Raw genomic sequence first — 19,409 nt, 5'->3', positions numbered from 1 at the left:
CTAATTACACCAACAAGGTGACGACAAAGCATAAACGCTTATATGTCGCCATCTTGAGGGAGCTTAGGGTAAAGCACAAGTTCGAAATCATCGAGCCTTTGCCACTTTTCCTTTTTATAAACAGCCTTTTCTAAAACCGACTTTAGGAGGCTGTTTTTCTTTTTGGGATCATCTGTTTTAAAGTACAAATCAAGAACATGCTCCACTTGAGGTATTGTATCTTTCTTGACTTTTTCCTTCTTAATTTCGGTTTTAATTTCTTTCTTTAAGTTTTCCATAGTGGAAGTAATTTCAGTTATACGGTCAGAAACTATATTCGAGCGTTCTAAAAACATATCGACTGTGTAAACGCCACGTTCTAATAAATCATGTAAATTATTTTTTTGTTTTTGGACATCCACTAATTCTTTTTCAAGCTTGCGTAATGCAGCTTCATTCATTTGAATGACTTGTGTTTCTTTTAATTTGTCATCTTGCTTATGTTTTTCAAAATCAGCTTTATAATTGATGTACCATTCTTTTAATGCCTCGAGTAAACGCTTCTCAATTAATTCAGTATAACTTGATTTGTTTTCACAGCCACGGTGTTTACAATCCATCGTTTCTTTTCGGTTCTTCGGATAACGTTGGACCATGCTATAACCACATTTACTACATTTAATAATGCCAGCTAGAGGATTTTTAATTCCGTTAGTATTGTAAGGAACGTGATATCTTGAGTTTAATTTTTCTTGTACTTGTTCAAATAAACTTTCAGGTATAATTGGCTCATGTTTGCCATCAGCAATAATCCAATCTGATTTATCTTGTCTTGCACAACTACGTTTCACAGCGTCAGGACGTTTTACTTCTTTTCTCTTTTGCCAAGTAACCTTTCCGATATAAACATTGTTCTTTAATATATCTAAGATGCTGTAGGGGTTCCATTCATTACCTAACTTACTTTTGTAGCCAAGATCATTTAACTTGCTCCTAATTGCATTTGCTCCCATATCCTCATTTGCATACCAATCAAATATCATTCTTACAACTGAAGCTTCTTCTGGATTAATCGTTAAAGTACGTTCTCGCTTATTTAAGCGATGGATATCATATCCGAATGGTGCATGTGTACCAAGGTAATTCCCAGCCTCTACACTGGCGACACGACCTCGTTGCATGCGTCGTGTAATAATCTTTAACTCCTTACGAGCCATAAACGCTTCAAATTCGCTGTATTCTTCGTCCCACTCATCATTTAGGTCATAAGTCTTCCTAGGGGTCATAATCTTCGTATTAGAGCGTTTAAACGTCTCTAAAATGATTCCTTGTTCTTTCATACCACCACGACCTAAACGGTCCATATCCATACAAAGAACAACATCATATTTGTTATCTTCAATTTCTTCAAGCAATGCTAACATCTCAGGTCGTTTCACTAAACTCTCACCAGAAACGATTTCCTCACGGACAGCTAAAACATTTAAGTTCATTTCCTTGGCAATTTTCAGCAGGGTAGAGCGGTGTTTTGCTAATGTTTCGCCTTCGCCGCGTGCTTCGGCTTCGAGATCCGCGCGGGATTTTCTTAGGTAGATTGCGGTTTTCATAGTTAGACCTCCTTGTTAATATCTAATATACGAAAAGTAGGTAGATAGAAGAAGTAAAAAGAAAGCTCCTGAAAAGGAGCTATAATAAATTTATTTTGAATTTATATTTACATTGATATCTATGCGTGCATTTGTTTCGGTGTTGGTACTTTCATTACTTTGTTGATTTGAATTTACATTTAGACTTATATTTTTTTCAATAATTTGATCGGTTGGTATATCAATTTTTTTATACTTTAAATAAACTTCAGACGAAAAATCGCATACATAGAATGTTTCTTCTGAAGTTGCACAAGTTTCATAAAGAACAGTTCGATCTTCATCAATAATATATGCATGGATAAGCTCGAGTTTGCTGAATTCCTCTGCATCTATAGTAGTTACGATATACTTACTCTGAGGTGTGTTTCTAGTCTTATAAAGGGATTTCATTAGAATTAGACTATATAATAAAACCAGTGGAATTATAATGAATAATGCCGACCAAGATTTATATGTTGTTACAATTAGTAATGAAGGTATGTACCAAAGTAGGCTAAGTATTATATTTACTAGGCCTATTCTCTTAACCAGAGTGTATTTTTCTGTAGGAATTGTTTTTCTACTGGCATAATAAACAGTGAACATAAACATTATGGTTGAAAGGATTACAAGGATACTTACCCAACCAGTCATAGCATTAACAGTAGATTTAGATAAGGAAATAAATTGCGAAATGGTAATCAATGGATAAAGATAAAAAGCAAAAAATATCAATAAGGCCTCCATTATAAATTTAAAATCATTTTGTTTTTCTCGTTCAGCTTTACTTATAAAAAGTTTATCAAATTCATTTGTAGTCCTATATTTAAGGACAAATTGATATATAACCACAAGAAAAGTAAGGGTAGCGGCTAATCCTCCTAACCCTTTGAGTACATTGGATATATCACTCATAAAAATCATAACTCCTTTTAATAATTTAATATAACGTTTACTGCTGTAAAGAATCAGTAATAAACGTGATACATTATTGGACAGTAACAAATTTCGTAAAGAACGCTTTACGTTTTGCTTTATTATATACGTATGGATCATTAAATTTCTTGACCCAAGATTTATCTTCAACTTTTAAATCCTCAATTTTAAATTCTAAGTGTGAATTTAATGATTTTCTATCTAAGTTGATATTGTATGTTTTTCCTTCAAATGGAAGAGTCATTTTTACAGCATTCAAATCTGGAAATTGTCTTAGTAATCTCGCAGGTTCGCTTACAAACATTTTTTCAATAGCATCCCCTGTTGAAAAATATTGTTTATATTGTTCTTCAGTAACGTTGCTATCTGGTTTTGCTGATTTATAAGATGCAAATGAATCATGGAATGTAATTTCAGCATCTTTATTATTAAGTTTCATATCCTTAATAAAATTTCCACCTCTAATGTTTTGGGCATAGGAAGTAAATTCTTTTTGTTTTTCTTCAGCTTTTTTTTGTTCCTCAGCCTCTTTTTGTTCTTTAGCTTTTTGTTTCTCTTCGGCTTTTAGCTTTTCTTCAGCTTCTTTTTGCTCTTTAGCTTTTTGTTTCTCTTCGGCTTTTAGCTTTTCTTCAGCTTCTTTTTTCTCTTTAGCTTTTTGTTCCTCTTGGGCTTTTAACTTTTCTTCAGCTTCTGTTTGTTCTTTAGCTTTTTGTTTCTCTTCGGCTTTTAGCTTTTCTTCAGCTTCTTTTTGCTCTTTAGCTTTTTGTTTCTCTTCAGCTTTTAGCTTTTCTTCAGCCTCTTTGTGCTCTTTATCCTTTTGCTTTTCTTCGGCTTTTAACTTTTCTTCAGCTTTTTGTTTAGCGAGAATTTCTTGTTTTTCCTGTGGTGTCATGTTCATGTTAACTACAATTAATGAAATAATAGATAAAATAAAAGCTATTCCTGTAAACTTAAAATATTTCTTAGTGTTTGGTTTCTTTTTTAAACGAAATACCAAAGATGTGATTAATAAAATAAACGTGGCCAGCATTGCTATTGCAAATAGAAATGAGAAAAATATTTTCATTTATGTAGCTCCTAACTTATAAAGTTGTATTTTAAATTCATATTAATAACTTTTTAAACGAGCAAAACTTTCTGGAATTCCATAGATCTCAGCTATTTCTTGAATTGATAGATTTGTATCTTGATATTCAGAAATCATTTCATCAGGTAATAAGAGTTCGACTGCAAATGTATTTGCTTCGATCTCTAATCGATCTACAGAAAAAAAGGTTTTATTTCGTAAAAATGGAGTATTAGCTTTTGGGTGTAATAGAGCATGTCCTAGTTCGTGAGCACAGACAAAGCGTTGTGTGGTTTCATCAATCCTATTATTAATATGAATGAATTTAAAGCGTTTATAAGTGTTGTAAAAACCAAGAGTATTCCCAAGGTCTTCAAACAACACTATAATATCTTTTCGTTTAGCAATTTCAAAGGGGTTTGTTGTGCCGTGTTTTTTTACGATTTTCATTACGTAGTCTTTAATTTTCATTTCTCGCTCCGTTCAATCTTTTTTATACTTGTTTGGAGTGAATTTTTGTTTTGCTAATTGTTTTGCCATGCGCATAGAGTTTTCTAGAGAAATGCGAATCATTTCTTTTGTATGTTCGTCTATTGGTTCTCCATCAAACATTAAAGCATCTTCGCTATTTTCTAAGTCTTTTAAAGTCTTTTCTAAGTCACGAGCGATATCACGAGTATCTTTTTTGTTTAAATCAGGAAGTGTATTAGACACTCTTGATTCATCTTCTCTTCCTAATAGATAATCTGTTGTTACTCCTAAAACATTCGCTAAATCTTTTAGCATTTCGTTTGAGGGAGTGCTATGACCATTCTCATAGTTACTAATGGTGCCTTTAGTGGTATTTACTTTATCGGCTAATCCTTGCTGAGTGAGCTTACGCGTTTTACGCATCTCTTTTAATCTTTGTCTCAACATTTTTAGCACCTCCCGTTAATAAAAAGTACAAAGATATTGTACCTTATAAAGATGGATTGTAAAACTTTGTACAAGAATCTTATACCTATAATAAAAGTACAAAATACTTATACAAGGAGCGAGACAGTGAACAAAAATATCAAATTAATTAGAGCTAGAAAAAAAGTAAGTTAACGCAACAAGATCTTGCAAAAAAAATGCAAGTTACAAAATCTACAATAAGTAATTGGGAAAATGGTTATAGTAATCCAAATCTTGAAAAGGCTATTAGATTAGCCACTATTCTTGGTAGTGATGTAAAGGATTTAATTTGATGTACAAGAGTACAAGAATCTTATACTTAATAGATGGAAAGCAGGTGAGAAAATGCCATCAACTAACATGGCAGTACCAACAGAACCGTCGCATAAACATATAAAAAGCACTTCAAGAGGTGACACCATGAGCCAACAAGAAGAATATGCGGCGACTTATGAATTTGGAAAAACGAAAGTCCATGTTGTGGCTCCTGAGCCAAAATCACAAAAGGATATTGATAAAATCCGTCAAGCATATTACAAGGCTGGTTGGGCCATCATCAAAGAAATACAAGTAAAAGAAAATGTTGAGGAATAGTTCCTCTCTTTTTATATGAAAAGTAGACAAGTTACATATGTACTAAGTTCATTGTAACCATTTGAAAACTAAATATGGAGGCGAACAGATATGGGAACAAGCATATACTGCAATTCAGCGATAGGAGAATTATTACAGAATGCCAGAGAATGTTGTGACAATGTTCAGCTGAAAACGAAGAAAGGTTTATCTAAGTACCTTGGTATTACACATGAAAGACTAACCCGTATTGAATCTGGACTTTCTAAACCAGAATTTGAACTTGCGATGGATTGGTGCCATGCAACAGGAGCAAAGTTAAATCAACAAGCGATTAAACATATTTATGGTGTTGGGTTACCACCTACAGATCCACGTTTAACTCAAGATGTAAATCTACAATTTATGAACTACATTAAACAAGCTGAAGAGGGAATTGCGGCAGCAAAGGAAATCATGAACTTACAAGTTACAACAAGATCATGGAAGCATGATGAAAAAAAGAAACATGAATACGCAGTTCATGCAAAAGAAATCTTCGATACAATCCAAGCTACTCAATGTGTAGTTCAAGCTCTTGAACAAGTTCATTTTGGCATTATGGAACAAATACAAAGAAGTTGGTTGCAAAAGGCTATGGCGGAGAACGTTATTATTCAATCGGTGGATAGCTTAATTAATTTAACAAAGGTGCTGTAAAGGAGGAAGGGAAATGACAGTAGATTATAAGAAACCTAGTTTAAGAGAATATAAGGAATTAATTCGCTATGATGCAAAACTAACTGGTGAAATTAAAATAGCAGAATTACTTAATGAGGATTCAAAAACAGTTGAGCTAAAACAAGAGAAGAAATTGTTGGGGATTCGAATCAAGATTATTGAAGCGTCATTTATTTTGAAACATAAATGGGCAAAAGAAAAAGCTACCGCCTAGACAACAGTAGCTGACAATATATTTTACAAAATAATTATATCATTATATTAATTTTTTGGACAACTTAATGAACTTATAGTTTCTTCCATTAAGTTTAATTTATACCGAAATAATAGATTTTTAATATTTTTATAAAAAATAGAAAAGTACTTTGCTTGTCATTATGACCAGAAAGGAGATGTAATTTATGAATGATAAAAACAATCGTCTTCATGATCTAGTTCTTCCTGGGGATGTCTCATTTGCGAATAAACTTCGTAACTGTATGAGTGAATGTATTCATAACATGTTTAATGCAGAATCAACCGAAGAATCAAATCACTGGGAAGAAGAGCTGGAGCGATGTATAAGGGAATTTAAAATGCTTCGTGATACAAAAGAGGAACATGAGGCAACGATGAATTATCGTGTAGTAATTAAAGATTTAAGAGCAAGAGGAGTTAACGCTTCGTTAGTAAAACGTAGAAAATAAAAAGATCTATCACTTGGCAGAGTGATAGACAAACGGTCTTGCAAAAGATCTTAGGATTAATTATATCAAATTAGTATTCGTATAACAACGGAGTGTGCTACATGCTTTTAGACAAATCGTTACATAGAGTGTTGCTGAACCCTAAAGTGTTTCAACAAGCAACATCAGAGCGACACCTAATTTACTTAATAAGACAATATCTCAAAATAGGATATAAGAATTATCGCTTATTACGTGTAGAGGACGGATTCGCGATATGTAAACGGGAGGATGAATAATATGGCAGTTTATAGACCAGTACACGTTTCATTTTGGCAGGATTCATTTGTGTTAGATCTTACACCGGAGGAGAAGTATTTCTACTTATATTTGATGACAAACAGTAAGACGTCTCAATCAGGAATCTATGAGCTTCCACTTCGTATTATTGAAACTGATACAGGATATAACCGTGAAACTGTTATGAAGCTATTAGAACGTTTTGCTGAATACGGAAAAATTAATTACAACCAAAAAACAAAAGACTTGTTCTTAATCAACTGGTTGAAATTCAATCCAATTAAAAATGTAAACATTGAAAAGTGTGTTTTAAAAGAAATTCAATCTGTAAAGGACCAGGATTTTTTAGTTGATTTCTATGAAACTTGCTTGCAATTAGAACGAGAACAAGATTTTAAAATCCCTCGTATTAAGGAGTATTTATCAGTCCGTTTGGAGGGGCTTATAAGGGGCTTCCAAGACCCTAGCAAGGAAGAAGAAGAAAAAGAAAAAGAAAAAGAAAAAGAAAAAGAAAAAGAAAAAGAACAACAACAAGAAGAACGCGCAGGCGCGGAAGAAGTTGTTGAGGTTAATCCAATTTCTTTTTATGAGCAAAACTTCGGATTCATTACACCTTTTATTGCAGATGGTATTTATGCTTGGATAGATGATTTAAATGCAGAACTAGTTATTAAGGCTATGGAGATTGCTTTAGAGAAGAATACGAGAAACATGTCTTACGTAAATACGATTTTAAGAGATTGGCATCTTAAAGGCTTTAAAAAAGTAACTGATGTTGAGGCAGCTGATAAAGCATTTCGTGCTCAGAGATTAACAAAAGCGCAGCAACAGACAAAAGCACCTTATCAACAAAAAGGCTTATCAGAAACTACTAAAAACGTAATACAGCAGCAACAAGCATGGGAGCAGAACATTCCAACAGAAGAAGAACTTGCAGTACTTAATCAACAGAATGCGTGGTTGGCCAAATGAGTAATGATATGATTCGCAATGTTGAAGCTGAACAAAGTGTTTTAGGTAGCATAATCCAAGAAGGCGATTTAATTAAAGATTGTCAGCTAAAGGTAAAACAGTTTTCTTTACCAACGCATCAAGTGATTTTCAAGGCAATGAGAGAATTAGAGAATGATGAGGTTCCGATAGATCTTGTTGCTCTCATTGGAAAATTCGATGAAAGCTTTACGCATCAAATTGGCGGAATCGAATTCTTTGTAAACCTGACGGAAGTTGTAACAACAACTAAGAATTTCTCATATCACGAAGGTTTAGTGATTGAAGCTTGGAAGATGAGACATGCTCAAGAGGTTGCTGGTAATTTATATAACCGCCTTCAGCAAGATAGGGACATGAGTGCTATTAGTACATCAATTGATGAATTAAGCGCCATTGAAGAAACGGGTTACTCAGATGAATTTAACTTGAAAGATACGCTTGTTGATTTGTATAAGAACATGCAATTTGATGTAGGAGATTTAACTGGTATTCCAACTGGTTATGACGACTTGAATAGAATGACAGCAGGGTTACAAGAAGGCGATTTAATCATTGTCGGTGCCCGTCCTTCAATGGGGAAAACAGCATTTGTATTAAACGTCGCTTTTCATGCAGCAAGTGCTCATACAGCAACAGGAATCTTTTCGCTCGAGATGGGGGAGGAACAGCTACTTAAGAGGATGATTTCAAGTACTGGAAATATTGATGCTACGAAATTAAAGAATCCTAAGAAGCTATGTAATTTAAAGGATTGGGAAAAGATTAGTCAAGCGATGGGATTAATTAATGATTTGCCATTAGAAATTTACGATAAAGCAAATGTAACGATGCAAGAGATTTATGCAAAGGCTAGGGAATTAAAGCGTAAGTACCCTGATAAAAAGGTTTTAATTGCAATTGATTACTTGCAGCTTATTGTAGGGGATCCAAAGCATAGAGGGAACCGTATGCAAGAAATCGGTGAGATTAGTCGTAAGTTAAAACTGATGGCAAGAGAGCTAAATGTATGTGTAGTTGCATTATCACAGTTAAGTCGTGCTGTAGAAAGTAGGCAAGATAAGAGACCATTGCTATCAGATTTACGTGAGAATGGTCAAATTGAGCAAGATGCGGATTTAATAGCGTTCTTATACCGTGAAGATTACTATGACCGCGAGACAGAAAATAAAAACATAACGGAAATTATTTTAGCGAAGCAAAGGAACGGTCCAGTTGGTGTTGTTGAACTAGCATTCATTAAAGAATTTAGTAAGTTTGTAAATTTAGAGAGAAAGTTCAATCATCAACAGGAGGCTTAATCATGTTGTTACGTCAGGAAGTAGAACGTAGAAAACTAATAATCATTCGTAAATTATTGGGATTAGGATTAACTGAAATTAACGGGCAAACATTAGATCAACTAACGTTAACGCAGCTTGAAGGGATTCTAATAGCAAGTTTGCAGGTATTGGAGGGGAAAAAACAATGCCAAAGCAATTAACAATTTTTGACGTGGAGCCAGTTGTATCATTTGATCCTAAGAAAGCTCATATCCACCGTTTGAATTCAAAATTAAGGTATACAGATGTGTTTGTGCAAATACCACGCCAAGCCAAAGCAATTGATGAATTAAAACCAACTACAGCGCCTGATGAGCGGTATGAGTTATTTGAGGATTATACGATTGGGATTTGGCGTTATAAACGAGCGGAGGATAAACGATTTGTATGGGAAGAGGCAGAAAAAATGTGTAAGCAAGCAAGGGATGAAAAAAAGCCGATTCCAATACGTCTCCATTTGTCACTTGACCAAGCATTTGTTCCAGAAAATGTTGTGCAATATCTATAGACAAATAAAAAAAGCTGAGATCACTCTCAACTTACTTCGACAAAGTAATTATAACATATGGGAGTGATCTTGGTGGGAATTAGAAAAGAAAATCTTGTTGAAATGACAGCTGAAATAGATTTGAAAACAAACGGAATATATATTGTTAAAAATGGTCAGGTTCAGCTAATAGAACCACCTCAAAGTGGATTTGGTGAACAATCATTTGTATATCAAAGTGGAAAAGTAATTCGGATGGAAGAGCGGAAGACGAGATTACTTTAATACTATTTTAGAAAAGAAGATTTAAGAAAAAATCGAGATTTAAAGGGGGGGGGGCTTGGAGTGCTGATTTTATAAGTTTTTTATTTTCAAAAAAGTATGTTTTAATTTGCGAGGATGATATGACTGTGAAAAGGTCTATGCGAATTGATATGAGGTAGAGGGCATAATTGTTTATTTTGATTGTAAAGTAATTGAATTAGTGGGAGAGTATGGAAAAGCAAAACCCAGACAAAGTTTAACTATAATCTTTATCTGGGTTTTGTCTATGTATTTGATATTATAGAGGGTGAAAATGCTATTAGAGAAAAAAGTCAATTTGTAATGTTAATAACTTATACTACCAACTGTATAATCATTACTGTAATCTATACTTGCAGAAACCTTCTTCTTTTTGTCACCAGATATATAGCCAGATACCTCAAGCCTACTACGAGAGATATCTGTAGAAAATTCTGCTTTTGTCACTGTAATATCCCAATTTTTCTCCTTTTTAAAATACTCAATAGCGGCTTGTGATGCTTTTTCTTTCATTTCATTTTGTTCTTTTTCACTATAAGGGTGGGTAGCCTTATAAATTTGATATATAGTGCACGAACCTAAACCTAAAACAACCAATAATGTTATTAAAAGGATTTTTTTCATTTCTTACCACCTCTATTTTTCATTCGGTTTTGAAGCTTGGACATCCATGTTTAGGTGGCTAACTGAAATCACATAGGTTTCTTTTTTTCATAGAAAACTCCCCTCCATAGTAAAGAAATCAAGGTGAGTTCTTTTTACTGTCTGCTATAAGGGGAGTGTATCAAATCTAGCTCTCTTTTTTATGGTGAGGAAAGTTCTCTTACTTCGTAATCATTGGTGGAAGATACTACAACAGAAAAAGTTTTAGTTTTATCATTAGAAATATATCCGTTAACAAAAAGTTTTAATCCGCCCAATTCACTTGAAAATTCAGTATCTGTAATAGTAACATCAATATTTTTTTCTTTCTTAAAATATTCTATCGTAGCTTTGTTTGCTTTATTTTTAATTTCTTGCTTTTCTTGGGGAGTCATTGACATTAAAGGATTCGCTGTATGTATGAATTTTATAACTGCGCAAGAAGCCATACTGATAAGAATTACGCTGATAATTATTGTAATTTTTAGTGATTTTTTGATTGCAATTCACCTCCCACTATAATTATACTAATATTACCAAATGAATGGGATTAAGGAAAGAGGGAGAAAGGTTGACTACTACTATATCAGATTCAACTTATAATAAATTATCTGAGGCTGCATATCAAAAAGAAGATAAAATAGACATTGCCGGTTGGAAGCCAATACACCCAAAAGGCGCAAAATTGCATGACCCTGAAACAGGTTTCGATGCAGTTGTTTTTCAAAATGAAACAACTAAAGAAATTGTTGTTGCTTATAGAGGAACGGAAGGGAAAGAATCATTAGATAGATCGGTGCCTGATTTTTTAACTGATGCAAAATATATATTAATGGGTAAGAATCCGATACAAGACGGTGAGAAAATAAATCCGTATGATAAAAGTCAAGTAATAGCAGCTAACCAGTTTACACAATCAGTATCACTTTTAGAAATAGTAAAAAATGAATATCAGGGTGCGAAAATTTCAACTACAGGACATTCTTTAGGTGGTGCCAATGCCCAATTTGCTAGTGCAATATGTGGTGTACCTGCTGTTACTTACAGTGCCCCTGGTATTTATGATATGCTTCCAAAGGACATAAAGAAAAAAGTAGATGCAGGAGAATATAAAGGACAAATAACTAATTATATAAATCCGAAAGATTCGATTTCCGGTGGTGCTCTAAGAGAAGATAAAACACATATTGGTGATACCTATATGGTCAATTCTGATTTTAAAACAGCAAATAATGACTATGGGATGCATCAAATTGATAGGTTTTTAGATTCAATAGGAGCAAAGGATTATCATGGTCTAGGAAATTATCACTTTGATAGTTTCGGTAATATTAATAATTCCATGTTAGTTGACGTAAACACGGGTCACAAGTTATATAAGTCTCCCAGATATTCAATACAGCATGGTGAAATCAAGATAGTCATGGAATACTTAGAAGAATCGGCAAAAAAAATGCAACAAAGTGCGGAAGAATTTCAAAATCAGATACCACGAGTAGTTTCAGAAGTAATGCAGCATCTTAGTTCAACTAAGAGTCAACGTCTGGAGAGAAGGATTGAAGAGTTGTATCATTGCTTAGATCAAACCAGTAGAGTATATGCGACAAAAGCCGGGGAAGTATCAGCTTTTATAAAGAGAAAAGCCGATGAATATAAGGAAGCAGATGAAAATTTTCAAGGATTTGAGTGGTTAAAAAAATGAGACAAATGTATTTTAATGAGGAACATATAGAAGCAGCATTAGGGCGTTTAACAAATTTGATTATAGATATAAACAAAAATCAAGAGAGAGTAAATGATATTTATAATCTTATACAAGCAGGTTGGTCGCAAAATGGAGCTGGAAAGAAAGCGATTGAGGATTTGGAGTATTTACGAAAAGAACTAAATCACTCTGTGAATGAAATTGAAACAAAGAAACAGAGGTTGAGAGATGATTGGGAACTTATTAAAGCAGTAGACAGGAGCTATAAATAAGTATATGAAGATGCTCAGAGCCGATAGGCTCTATAGTTTTGCTTTAAAATGAAATTTTTATAGAAATTTCATTTTGTCATAAATAAAAAGGCGGTTGTTTCCACAACCACCTTTTAGTAAAATAAAGTACTTTTTCAGAAAAAATATTGAAACAATTCAAATCCGCATTCCTAAAAACAATTCTTACTATCCCTTAATTACAAGCAATGCCGTCTCCATTTCTATCCAAACGATGGTCTCCAAATCCAGCTGCCTTTGATTTCTTCATAAATTCAGTTGCTTCAGAAGCATTCCTAAAATCGGGACAATCCCTATCTTCTTTAAAATTGTAATTTGGAGTAGATGAGTGTTTCTCTTTTTTGCTGTTCTTAGATTTGTCTTCTTCCGCTTTTCTTTTTGCAGATTCTTCCTTCGCTTCATCTTGAGCTTTCTTCGCATCTTCTTCCATTTTTTTTATGTACTGGTTACCTTCAATTTCTCTTTGTTTTTCTTCTAACTCTGTTTTTTCCATTTGAGCAATGTGTCGCTGGTAAACACAGGGGCCAATAGACCAAATTGCCAATAAAATTAGTATTATTAGTATAAGGATTCCTTTCGTATATCTTTTTTCTTTTTTCTTTCTATAATAGCACCATAATATTACGAGAATGATTGCAAGAAATAGTAGGAGGTTCCAAATTGAACTCACGATGCATTCTAATATAAGAATAAATGCATAAACGCAGCCCACTATAAGCAATAATTTTAGTACTTTTATAAAATCCTTAAATTCCTTTTCTTTCATTTTGTTCCCGCATTAATAATTTAATCAATTAGTACTAATCAATTTTATTTGTAAGCATTCGATAAGTAAATCAGAAAAATATCCCATAAAAAGTAATAATATGGAATGTTAATGTGGTTTGCAAGTTATTAAATAAACTCCTTTAAAAAGTTAAAAATAAATAAGAAAATGATATAATAATAGCAATTAAATATTTAGTCCTACTGGAAGAACCAGCGGACACTGAACTACAAAGAGCATTAGGGATATTGCTCTGTAGTTTGGTGTCCGCTTTTTGTATGTTATTAGCCAAATAGACAAGGAGCGTATATATATGAATCAATTAACTTTCTTATCTAAAATTGATCGCACAGCAACACAGGAGAAATTAGAGGGTCTTCTTGAAGAAGTGCGTATTTACAAACAGTTCGGAATGGTTCGAGAAGAAATGAAAGTCACTCCTTCATATGAAGTGAGATATCATGGCCCTACAAATACAGTGGGAAATCCATTAGAAGATGTAGCGTTAGAAAATATAAAGCGTAGTGAACGTGAACAATATCTTAAAAATATGTCATTCTGCATTGATCAGTTTTTAAATCGTTTAGGTAATGAGCGTGCGGGAAAGATTCAGAGGGATATCATTAATAAGCGTTATTTAGAAGAAGAAGACATATGTGATTATATGATTTATAACGAAATTGGAATGGCTGAACGTACGTATCGCCGTTGGAAGTCTAGAGCGTTTTATAATTTAGCTTTTGCTCTTAGATTAGAAGTATATGAGGCAGAAGAAACTGGAGGTAATGAATAATGAATTTTGTTCAACCTATTCGCAATCCAGAGCAGATACAAGAAATTAAGGAATACCTGAAAGAAAAGAATGAACGAAATTACATCTTGTTTGTTATGGGAATTAATACAGGCCTACGTATAAGTGACATTCTAAAATTGAGGGTTGGAGATTTAAAGGGAAGTCATATTTCCATGCGTGAAATGAAAACAGGTAAACAGAAACGTATCCAAATTACTGCAGCTTTGAGAAGAGAGTTGAAATGGTACAGTGAAGATATGGAAGAGAATGAATATCTAATTAAGAGTAGACAAGGGAAGAATCGACCGATAGGAAGAAGTATGGCATATAAAATACTTAGTACCATAGCAGCAGAATTTGGATTAGACGAGATTGGAACGCATACACTACGTAAGACATTTGGATATCATATGTATATGCAGACAAAGAATATAGCCTTGCTAATGGAGATATTCAATCATTCAAGCGAGCGGGTAACATTACGATATATAGGAGTAAACCAGGATGCAATGGATAAAGCAATGACTAGATTTAAAATCTAATTATTGCTTTATCCTTTTTTATTTGATGTTTATTGAGTTAAGCATTTGGAATATTATTAAACATAAAAAAGCATTCCATAGTTATTTTTTAAAATACAGTTTGTTATACATTTTAATTTGTTAAATCTCAATATATAATTTAAAGGATTTTAAAATTTTTGATTTTTAATTATCTATTTATTTTATGAATGAAATTAGATAAGCAATTTCTTGAAATAAAGTAGCATATTACTAAAAATAATCTATCTCTTCAGTTTTTTGTGGAACAAAATTATATTTAGGATGTGAAGTTATTCATAAATTTTCTATTGTGTAACTCAAAAGAAAAAGTCCTATAAAGTTATAAATATCAAGGGCTGTAGCGTTTGGCTTAGTTACACAAAATATAAGATATGGATAACTTAGGAAGTGGTTATATGGTAAAATTACTATATTGAATATTATGTTTTATTTAGTTAGTTTTTGGGAGAGTGGTATTTATATGGGCGAAGAAATATTGAATTATATTACTAAAATTGGACCAATGTGGGGGTTTATTGGAGCGATTATAGCGTTAGGAGTTAATACATATGTTACCAACAAGGGAAAAAAGGCTCTCAGTTAAGAGAACCTTTTTATCTATCTTCAACGCCATTCTATATCATTTGAATCAAAGTAGCAGCAGGTACCCTAATTCCTTCTAATTGATTATTTTTAGATACAAGCCAATTGTTTTCATCCAATAGGATTGGATTTACATCATCTGAAGGTGGATTATTTTCATAATTTAGATTTTCGTTATTCCCCACATACTGAATTCATAATGATATTCCGTTCTTTCGATACATACGCCGAATTCTAAATCATCACCAACTAATACAAAATCCGCATACCCAGTTAGAAATCTTGATATGGTTGATAACTCTTCTAGATTATCAAATACTTCAGCAATGTTTAGCTTAACTGCTTCAATTTTACCACCTTTAGAGAAAAAGAGTCTCCCTTGATTAACTGGAAATTTAATATTTTTAGCTGTTTCTTTTAACAGCGCTATTGATAGTCTTCCGTTTTCTTCATAATCAGTGCTACCAAAATTTTTTATGTTTGAATTTTGTTCTAGCGTATTAAATAATTCTTTACAAAATAAATCATTAGATTCTGCATCCATAAATGAGTCCATAGAAATCGTAACAATATTAGAAAGTTCGTCTATTAGTTCTTTTCTACTAGCGTTTCTTTTTGCTTTCATTTTTAGAATTTCGATTCGGCTTTTATTCATATTACTCAAAATCTTTCACACCTTTAGTTTCTTATTTTTTTCCTTTTTTCTTGTATCCTTCAAAATCTTCCGGATAATGTCCAGGGTGTTGGTTATATCTTCCTTTTTCCAGCGGGCTTCCTTTTTCATCATCTGCAGTATGGAAATGGGAACCCCTTCCCATTTTATCTTCTCTATGCTCAATTATATATACTTTTTCATTCTTAATATTAGAATATTCTTCTACCCACCTATGTTCACTAGTTCCATCAAAGATTTGAGTAGGTTTTTGGCGTGGAGTAGAGTTTGGGATTCCAGCGTTACGTCTAGCTTTACGATATGCGCCATTACTGGTTAATAATTTGTCCTGTCTCTCAAGATGAGCTTTATAATTTTCAGTAGCTCTAGCAGTTTTAGCGGCTTTAGTAGCTTGAGCTGCATCTGCAGTCATTTTTACACCTTTTCCAACTTTAGCGAGTTTTCCAAATGGTGTAATACCAGCTACGGCCATTCCGCCTGCAAAAATTCTATCCCAGGTTGACAGTTTTTCTCCAGTAGAAGGGTCAACTCCATCCCAAACTCTTTTAATATCATACTCACCAGTTAATTCACCAGCAATATCTCGAGCTAGTTTGCCGCTATCAAATCCTTTTTCTTCAGAAGAAGGTTTACCACACATTGCGCCTTCTTCCAACGTAACATCTTGATCATCCGCATTACGGAATTTTTCAGCAATTCGTTTTAAATCTTCTTCCACTTGTATAATTGAATTGATAGATGTAAAAGCTCTTGGTCTCGCATCATTGAACATTTGAATGAACTGTTGATTAGAGGCACCAATCCATTGAAAACACAATTGATCTATTTCATTACATAAATTATTATGTATAGATTCTAATGCGATTCGGGTATTACTTGCACGATTAGCAACTTCTTCTAGCATTTCAGGTGTTACTTTGATTTGAACCATTTTTTTCCTCCCTCCTCCAATTAAAATTATGAGACAAAAAGAAAAAAATGTAAATACAGAAACTTTAGATTAATATAATAATATTCGCGTGAAATAGAATCTACATAATTGTAAATGATGCCTATATATGTTAAATATTTTCTTACAAAAGAATAGTTTTATTAACAAAAATTATTATCTGGTTCTATATGCAGATGATTATATATTGATTTTCATCTTTATAAATGTTAGGGTAAATATACACCGTTTCTTATTTATCTATGAGTACTGTCTGTAGAACGAATAGAATAATTTGAAAAAATCCCCTTTTGCACCTATATGCAGAAGGGGATTTTAATATTTATGAGATTTAAAATTTACTTTTAGATAATGCTTTAAGTACTGGCTTTACAATTAAACCCATTAAACGAAAGCCTTTAAATATAGAGCGTACAACTTTCATGAAGATGCCCCCTGAAAGAAATTATATATTAAGTATGTACTATTTCTTTTCTTTAACTTCGTATTTAACTTCAATGAAATTTAATATTTTACCTTTTGAATCATCATTTTCAAATTTGGTGTTATATAAGTCTACTCTAGTACAACTTCTTTATAGCTTTCATATACATGTCTGACCCTTTATTTATTAAGCTAAAACCATCATTAACCTCAGATTTATTCATATTATCTAGGTAAACGTATACGTCTTCTATCCCGTCACGCATAATTTTCAACGAACGTAAAATAAGTTCATGAATATCTTTTTGCCCATCACCAGGTGATAGAGCATTGAATTTGTTTGTTACATTTGATACATTAGCTAATGCGTCTCTGAAACGCTGTTTTGATGTACTTAGCGTACTATCTTCATTAATTATCTTAGACATTTCACCCATAGAGGTTTCTAACTCTTTAGTTAAATCCATAACTTCAGTCTTATAAGCTTTTGCTGCTGGGCTTTCTTTAGCAGTTTCTTGTTTGTCTGATGCATCTAGAGATGTACTATCTTTTAAATGGTCTTTAGATACCTCACAACCTCCACCCACAAGCATGAGTGCAAGTGCGAGATATACTAGTTTCGTTGCTTTCATTTTAGTGTATTCTCCTTGTGATATTATTTGTTTCTCTAGTTAGGGCTTTCTTCATTACTTAAGCCAACTCATGTAAGGTGTCTACTTTTGATAATGTCAATTCAACACCTTCACGCATAGTCTCCATTTTATGGATTACTATTACCTAAAGCGATAACCGCAGAAATATATTCTTCATTTAATCCTTTTCGAATTATAGCCATACATGTCCCAGACTCATCACCTAAGAATGCTGTTTCAGGAACGCTATTTTTCAATATTTCACTAGTGAATGTAATGATTTCTCTTTCTGGATCTTGAGCATCTGTATAACGCTCTTTCTCTATAGCATCGACTGGAAGTATATTTTTCACTTCTGTCATGACATCGGATAATGAACGGCTTTGTTTTCCTGATTGGGAAAATTGAAGGGTGATATTATTTGCTCTACCTTCTAAAAACATTGCTATAATATAATCGTTTGCAAATCTAGCGATTGAAGTGGACCCTTTATTTGAACCGTATTCTTTTACAAAGTTTTCTTCTGTATCACCCAGACCAGCTTTAACAGAAATTTTATTTGATTGTGTGGCTGGTAATTGTTTTTCCTTATCTGGTGTATCTTCTTTCTTTTCTTTTTGTTGTTTCTCTTTTTCTTCAGCTTCGGCTTCGGCTTTTTCTTTAGCTTCTTTTTCAGCTTTCTGTTGTGCTTCTTCCTGTTTGTGTTTTTCTTCAGTAGCCTTTTTCTCTAGTTTAGCTTTTTTTTGTTCTTCTTTTTCCTGTGCTTTTTTCTCTTGTTCTTTAGCTTTCTTTTCCTTTTCAATTTTTTCTTTTTCTTGGTTTTCTTTTAATACTTTTTCTTCAGCTCTTTTTTTTTCAATTGCAACTCGTTCTTCTGGAGTTATCGACTTGCTAGCAAACACGCTTGCTAAAATAAACGAAATGAATAATATCGGCAAGAAAATTAATATAACTCGACCTCTTGTTTTTGTGTTGCCAAAACGAACGACCTTTCCTGGTTTGATCAGACCTATAATTAGTGCAATTACCGATAGTATTGACACTAATAAAAACAAAAACATTAATGCAGTAAACAAATAAAAACCTCCTTATATATGTAAATCAAAATATAATTATAACAGGAATAAATGGTTGAGTTACATAAGTATTGTAAAAAATCTAATGTATACTTTCTTAAACTCGCATAAATCCACATTCAAAAAACTTGTCCATACAATCCCTTTGGATGAGTTATTGTATTAATGAAGAGTATGATAGACATGTATGGAAATGAAAATAAATTTACAGTCTGCGAAATGGACATATAATAGAAGAAAAAAGAAATATTTATATTGTTATCACCCTGTTGGCGTCAACCTAATTACACCAACAAGGTGACGACAAAGCATAAACGCTTATATGTCGCCATCTTGAGGGAGCTTAGGGTAAAGCACAAGTTCGAAATCATCGAGCCTTTGCCACTTTTCCTTTTTATAAACAGCCT

General features: G+C 33.0%; 24 protein-coding genes and 2 pseudogenes. 14 read left to right on the top strand and 12 right to left on the bottom strand.

Annotated elements, in window-relative coordinates:
* Nucleotides 1–38: 38 nt before the first annotated feature.
* From ACO6VI_RS30515 to ACO6VI_RS30495, 5 genes are all read right to left on the bottom strand, one after another.
* Nucleotides 39–1,586 carry a recombinase family protein gene (locus ACO6VI_RS30515; protein WP_422424945.1) on the bottom strand — a complete coding sequence of 516 codons (1,548 nt, stop codon included), beginning with the start codon at nucleotides 1,584–1,586 and terminating at the stop codon, nucleotides 39–41.
* 90 nt (nucleotides 1,587–1,676) lie between these two features.
* A complete protein-coding gene (locus ACO6VI_RS30510; protein ID WP_063548467.1) occupies nucleotides 1,677–2,522 on the bottom strand; it encodes a hypothetical protein in 846 nt (281 codons plus the stop codon).
* A gap of 73 nt (nucleotides 2,523–2,595) precedes the next feature.
* A complete protein-coding gene (locus ACO6VI_RS30505; RefSeq protein WP_422424943.1) occupies nucleotides 2,596–3,609 on the bottom strand; it encodes a hypothetical protein in 1,014 nt (337 codons plus the stop codon).
* A gap of 42 nt (nucleotides 3,610–3,651) precedes the next feature.
* Complete coding sequence (locus tag ACO6VI_RS30500; protein WP_063548463.1) at nucleotides 3,652–4,080, bottom strand: ImmA/IrrE family metallo-endopeptidase; 429 nt, start codon at nucleotides 4,078–4,080, stop codon at nucleotides 3,652–3,654.
* A 12-nt stretch (nucleotides 4,081–4,092) separates the two neighbouring features.
* The gene (locus tag ACO6VI_RS30495) at nucleotides 4,093–4,527 is read right to left on the bottom strand and encodes a helix-turn-helix domain-containing protein (RefSeq protein ID WP_063548461.1); all 435 of its coding nucleotides are present in this window, start codon (nucleotides 4,525–4,527) and stop codon (nucleotides 4,093–4,095) included.
* Nucleotides 4,528–4,653: 126 nt separating this feature from the next.
* Between ACO6VI_RS30495 and ACO6VI_RS30490 the strand changes: the two are divergent.
* The 10 genes and pseudogenes from ACO6VI_RS30490 (at nucleotide 4,654) to ACO6VI_RS30445 (ending at nucleotide 9,890) form a co-directional block, all read left to right on the top strand.
* A pseudogene (locus ACO6VI_RS30490) lies at nucleotides 4,654–4,841 on the top strand (helix-turn-helix transcriptional regulator).
* Nucleotides 4,842–4,893: 52 nt separating this feature from the next.
* Complete coding sequence (locus tag ACO6VI_RS30485) at nucleotides 4,894–5,142, top strand: hypothetical protein (RefSeq protein ID WP_002082295.1); 249 nt, start codon at nucleotides 4,894–4,896, stop codon at nucleotides 5,140–5,142.
* A gap of 90 nt (nucleotides 5,143–5,232) precedes the next feature.
* Complete coding sequence (locus tag ACO6VI_RS30480) at nucleotides 5,233–5,820, top strand: hypothetical protein (RefSeq protein ID WP_063548459.1); 588 nt, start codon at nucleotides 5,233–5,235, stop codon at nucleotides 5,818–5,820.
* Between the two features lie 13 nt (nucleotides 5,821–5,833).
* Nucleotides 5,834–6,055, top strand: a complete 222-nt coding sequence (locus tag ACO6VI_RS30475) for a hypothetical protein (protein WP_000215315.1) — start codon at nucleotides 5,834–5,836, stop codon at nucleotides 6,053–6,055.
* A gap of 187 nt (nucleotides 6,056–6,242) precedes the next feature.
* Nucleotides 6,243–6,527, top strand: a complete 285-nt coding sequence (locus ACO6VI_RS30470) for a hypothetical protein (RefSeq protein WP_063548457.1) — start codon at nucleotides 6,243–6,245, stop codon at nucleotides 6,525–6,527.
* A gap of 279 nt (nucleotides 6,528–6,806) precedes the next feature.
* Nucleotides 6,807–7,778, top strand: a complete 972-nt coding sequence (locus tag ACO6VI_RS30465; RefSeq protein WP_422424940.1) for a DnaD domain-containing protein — start codon at nucleotides 6,807–6,809, stop codon at nucleotides 7,776–7,778.
* Nucleotides 7,775–9,097: a replicative DNA helicase gene (gene dnaB / locus ACO6VI_RS30460; protein WP_063548453.1), complete on the top strand. Its 1,323-nt coding sequence runs from the start codon at nucleotides 7,775–7,777 to the stop codon at nucleotides 9,095–9,097. The genes ACO6VI_RS30465 and dnaB overlap by 4 nt, the downstream gene beginning before the upstream one ends.
* 2 nt (nucleotides 9,098–9,099) lie before the next feature.
* Nucleotides 9,100–9,289: pseudogene (locus ACO6VI_RS30455) on the top strand (hypothetical protein).
* Nucleotides 9,264–9,626 carry a cell division protein SepF gene (locus tag ACO6VI_RS30450; protein ID WP_098355955.1) on the top strand — a complete coding sequence of 121 codons (363 nt, stop codon included), beginning with the start codon at nucleotides 9,264–9,266 and terminating at the stop codon, nucleotides 9,624–9,626. Before ACO6VI_RS30455 ends, ACO6VI_RS30450 begins: the two are co-directional and overlap by 26 nt.
* Nucleotides 9,627–9,698: 72 nt before the next feature.
* Nucleotides 9,699–9,890 carry a DUF3954 domain-containing protein gene (locus tag ACO6VI_RS30445; RefSeq protein ID WP_063548449.1) on the top strand — a complete coding sequence of 64 codons (192 nt, stop codon included), beginning with the start codon at nucleotides 9,699–9,701 and terminating at the stop codon, nucleotides 9,888–9,890.
* A 324-nt stretch (nucleotides 9,891–10,214) separates the two neighbouring features.
* Here ACO6VI_RS30445 and ACO6VI_RS30440 read toward each other — a convergent pair whose 3' ends face one another.
* Both ACO6VI_RS30440 and ACO6VI_RS30435 read right to left on the bottom strand, forming a co-directional pair.
* Nucleotides 10,215–10,532: a hypothetical protein gene (locus ACO6VI_RS30440; RefSeq protein ID WP_063548447.1), complete on the bottom strand. Its 318-nt coding sequence runs from the start codon at nucleotides 10,530–10,532 to the stop codon at nucleotides 10,215–10,217.
* 179 nt (nucleotides 10,533–10,711) lie between these two features.
* Nucleotides 10,712–10,999, bottom strand: a complete 288-nt coding sequence (locus tag ACO6VI_RS30435) for a hypothetical protein (RefSeq protein ID WP_080469867.1) — start codon at nucleotides 10,997–10,999, stop codon at nucleotides 10,712–10,714.
* 122 nt (nucleotides 11,000–11,121) lie between these two features.
* Between ACO6VI_RS30435 and ACO6VI_RS30430 the strand changes: the two genes are divergently transcribed.
* Complete coding sequence (locus ACO6VI_RS30430) at nucleotides 11,122–12,252, top strand: lipase family protein (RefSeq protein ID WP_063548443.1); 1,131 nt, start codon at nucleotides 11,122–11,124, stop codon at nucleotides 12,250–12,252.
* Nucleotides 12,249–12,527: a hypothetical protein gene (locus ACO6VI_RS30425; RefSeq protein ID WP_002161963.1), complete on the top strand. Its 279-nt coding sequence runs from the start codon at nucleotides 12,249–12,251 to the stop codon at nucleotides 12,525–12,527. Before ACO6VI_RS30430 ends, ACO6VI_RS30425 begins: the two co-directional genes overlap by 4 nt.
* Before the next feature lie 193 nt (nucleotides 12,528–12,720).
* On the opposite strand, the gene ACO6VI_RS30420 is transcribed toward ACO6VI_RS30425, so the two are convergent.
* Complete coding sequence (locus ACO6VI_RS30420; protein WP_230387336.1) at nucleotides 12,721–13,311, bottom strand: excalibur calcium-binding domain-containing protein; 591 nt, start codon at nucleotides 13,309–13,311, stop codon at nucleotides 12,721–12,723.
* 313 nt (nucleotides 13,312–13,624) lie between these two features.
* On the opposite strand from ACO6VI_RS30420, the gene ACO6VI_RS30415 reads away from it, so the two are divergent.
* Together ACO6VI_RS30415 and ACO6VI_RS30410 are read left to right on the top strand one after the other, a co-directional pair.
* Nucleotides 13,625–14,104, top strand: coding sequence for an ArpU family phage packaging/lysis transcriptional regulator (locus ACO6VI_RS30415; RefSeq protein WP_063548441.1), 480 nt, complete (start codon nucleotides 13,625–13,627; stop codon nucleotides 14,102–14,104).
* Entirely contained in the window at nucleotides 14,104–14,646 is a 543-nt protein-coding gene (locus tag ACO6VI_RS30410) for a site-specific integrase (protein ID WP_063548439.1), read from the top strand. Before ACO6VI_RS30415 ends, ACO6VI_RS30410 begins: the two co-directional genes overlap by 1 nt.
* Nucleotides 14,647–15,412: 766 nt before the next feature.
* On the opposite strand, the gene ACO6VI_RS30405 is transcribed toward ACO6VI_RS30410, so the two are convergent.
* From ACO6VI_RS30405 to ACO6VI_RS30390, 4 genes are all read right to left on the bottom strand, one after another.
* Nucleotides 15,413–15,913 (bottom strand): YxiF family protein, encoded by a 501-nt coding sequence (locus ACO6VI_RS30405; protein ID WP_000069067.1) that lies wholly within the window; start codon nucleotides 15,911–15,913, stop codon nucleotides 15,413–15,415.
* Nucleotides 15,914–15,935: 22 nt separating this feature from the next.
* The gene (locus ACO6VI_RS30400) at nucleotides 15,936–16,853 is read right to left on the bottom strand and encodes a WXG100 family type VII secretion target (RefSeq protein ID WP_000249941.1); all 918 of its coding nucleotides are present in this window, start codon (nucleotides 16,851–16,853) and stop codon (nucleotides 15,936–15,938) included.
* Nucleotides 16,854–17,431: 578 nt separating this feature from the next.
* Complete coding sequence (locus ACO6VI_RS30395; protein ID WP_063548435.1) at nucleotides 17,432–17,926, bottom strand: hypothetical protein; 495 nt, start codon at nucleotides 17,924–17,926, stop codon at nucleotides 17,432–17,434.
* Between the two features lie 128 nt (nucleotides 17,927–18,054).
* Nucleotides 18,055–19,002, bottom strand: a complete 948-nt coding sequence (locus ACO6VI_RS30390) for a hypothetical protein (protein ID WP_422424935.1) — start codon at nucleotides 19,000–19,002, stop codon at nucleotides 18,055–18,057.
* Nucleotides 19,003–19,409 lie beyond the last annotated feature (407 nt).

The organism is Bacillus sp. PSXD-155 (genome assembly GCF_049310765.1).
Taxonomy (GTDB): domain Bacteria; phylum Bacillota; class Bacilli; order Bacillales; family Bacillaceae_G; genus Bacillus_A; species Bacillus_A cereus.
This window is presented reverse-complemented; position numbering and strand designations above follow the sequence as displayed.